Genomic DNA, 2,058 nt, shown 5'->3' with positions numbered 1-2,058 from the left:
CCCGGTTCATCGCGACCAACCCCGATGCCACAGGTCCTTCCAAGGACGGCCCCATGCCCGCCACCGGAGCCATAGCTGCCATGATCACCAAGGCCACGGGCCGCGAGCCGTACATTGTGGGCAAACCGAACCCCATGATGTTCCGTTCCGCCATGAACCAGATCGATGCTCATTCGGAGACCACTGCCATGATCGGCGACCGTATGGACACGGACATCGTGGCGGGTATGGAAGCGGGCCTGCACACGGTCCTGGTGCTCAGCGGCATCACGCAGCGTGAAGAAATCGTCTCCTTCCCGTTCCGGCCCAACCAGATTCTGAACTCCGTGGCCGACCTCAAGAGCCAAATCTAAAAGGACCAACCATGGCTGTGCTCAACCTGCGTCCTCTGGCCGGTGGCCGGATTCTCAGGGGGAGCCAGCCGTTCGGTTTGGATGCCGTTGCAACCTCGGATTTCCTCGCGGAGCACGGCATCCAAACCATCATGGATCTTCGCAGTGACCTGGAGCGCTCCTTGGTGCCCTGGCTGGTTCAGGGCGACGACCAGGGCGACAAAAACAACGACGACGGGCACGCCGCCGTCGAACTCATCCACAATCCGCTGGACCCGAATGCAATCGCCGGTTCCCTCCAAGCGGTGGAGACGCCCGAGGATCTGGGAGAGCTGTACCTCGGGTGGATCCGGTTGCGGCCGGAGTGGGTTGCTGATGCGCTCCGTCCCGCTGCCCACGGCAAGCGCACGCTGGTTCATTGCTCCCTGGGCAAGGACCGCACAGGAGTGGTATCCGCGCTCGCCCTCCTGGCAGCGGGCGGGACCGAGGACCAAGTGGTGGAGGATTACACAGCCACCACCCTCAGCCTTCCCACCATGTTGGAGGTGATGGCAGAGACGTGGCGCTTGCATGTCCCCTCCACTCCTGCGGCCTATTTCAGCCCGGAACTGATGGTCCTGCAGAGCCCTGAAGCTGCCATGCGGCACTTCCTGGCAGCTTTCGCCAAGGAGTTCGGTGACGCGCGGGGCTTCCTGCGCGAGGCGGGCCTCACCGCCGTCGAGGTTCAATCGTTGCGCTGACCCTCACGCCGGAGCAACCCAGATCCGCGCCTATGCCGGGCGGATGATCTTTCCGTTGGGTTCTTGGTACGACGGTTCCTCAGGCTCGGGTGGGAGCGGCTGGAGCTCATTTTGGATGCGTTCCAGCAAGGGCCGGTACAGGCTGCCGTTCCACTGGGGGCTCGCATGCGCAGGCCGGGCACCTTCGGTGCTGAGCGTCGGCAGGACCATGTTGGCTCCGAACACCTTGCTCCAGCCGGCACGCGCGGACTCGTAATCCACGGTGCCGTCCTTGGCGTTGCCCATGAAGGCCATCTTGGCACCCCCGATTTTTCCGGCCAGGCGGAGCCCGTCAAAGTGGTAGATGTAGGCCGACTCCGTCTGGATGAGCACGCTGGAAGGGGCGATCGGAGAAAGCTGCTCCAGGCTTTGGTCAAGGATTTGCCGCCACGTGCGCTCGTCCTTGTGCGCCACGCGCTCCCCCAGCTCATAGCCACCGCGCAGGACGGACGGGATGCGGAAGCCATTCTCGTAGAGGAACACCACGCCGTCGAACCAGCTCTGGTCCAGGACATCGGCGCGGCTGAACGGGCTTGAATCCAGAACGATCAGCTGCGTTTCCACGCCATGAAGTTCCAGCAGGCGGGCGGCCACCTGGGTGGCGAGCATACCGCCGAAACTATGGCCGTAGAAGTAGAGCTTCTCCAGTTCAAGATCCCGGACGTGCAGGATGATTTCGCGGACGATCTCGTCAACGTCCAGTCCCAAGTTGGAATACCCGACGGCGGCAAGGCGTCCACGCTGGTGCAGGGCAGGACGCAGTGAGTTGAGGATCCACTGCGCTTCTTCCCAGCTGGTTTTATACCCCGGAAACAGGATCCAGCTGGCTTTGGGGAAGTACAGGTCCGAGTACGGATCGGGCACCCGGAGGATTTTGGTGGCACGCCGCTCGGCTTGGACGCGGCGGGTAAAGAGCATGTCCCCGGCCAGGGCGGCGGAGGCTCCGG

At 63.4% G+C, this 2,058-nt stretch carries 3 protein-coding genes; 2 read left to right on the top strand and 1 reads right to left on the bottom strand.

What is annotated here, in order from left to right:
• Both HP499_RS23660 and HP499_RS23655 read left to right on the top strand, forming a co-directional pair.
• Positions 1-353 (top strand): HAD-IIA family hydrolase (locus tag HP499_RS23660; protein WP_172326484.1); only part of this gene is annotated, 353 nt, incomplete at its 5' end.
• An 11-nt stretch (positions 354-364) separates the two neighbouring features.
• The gene (locus HP499_RS23655) at positions 365-1,072 is read left to right on the top strand and encodes a tyrosine-protein phosphatase (protein WP_172326483.1); all 708 of its coding nucleotides are present in this window, start codon (positions 365-367) and stop codon (positions 1,070-1,072) included.
• 30 nt (positions 1,073-1,102) lie between these two features.
• Here HP499_RS23655 and HP499_RS23650 read toward each other — a convergent pair.
• Positions 1,103-2,058: thioesterase domain-containing protein (locus HP499_RS23650; RefSeq protein ID WP_172326482.1), on the bottom strand; the 956-nt coding region annotated here is incomplete at its 5' end.

Origin of the sequence: Paenarthrobacter sp. CM16 (assembly GCF_013179505.1) — a bacterium.
Taxonomy (GTDB): domain Bacteria; phylum Actinomycetota; class Actinomycetes; order Actinomycetales; family Micrococcaceae; genus Arthrobacter.
Note: the sequence above shows the minus strand (reverse complement) of the source record. Positions and strands in the feature narration are given on the sequence as shown.

Coding starts and splice junctions, on each gene's coding strand:
- HP499_RS23655 (WP_172326483.1), top strand. CDS start 365: ATGGCTGTGCTCAACCTGCGTCCTCTGGCCGGTGGCCGGATTCTCAGG.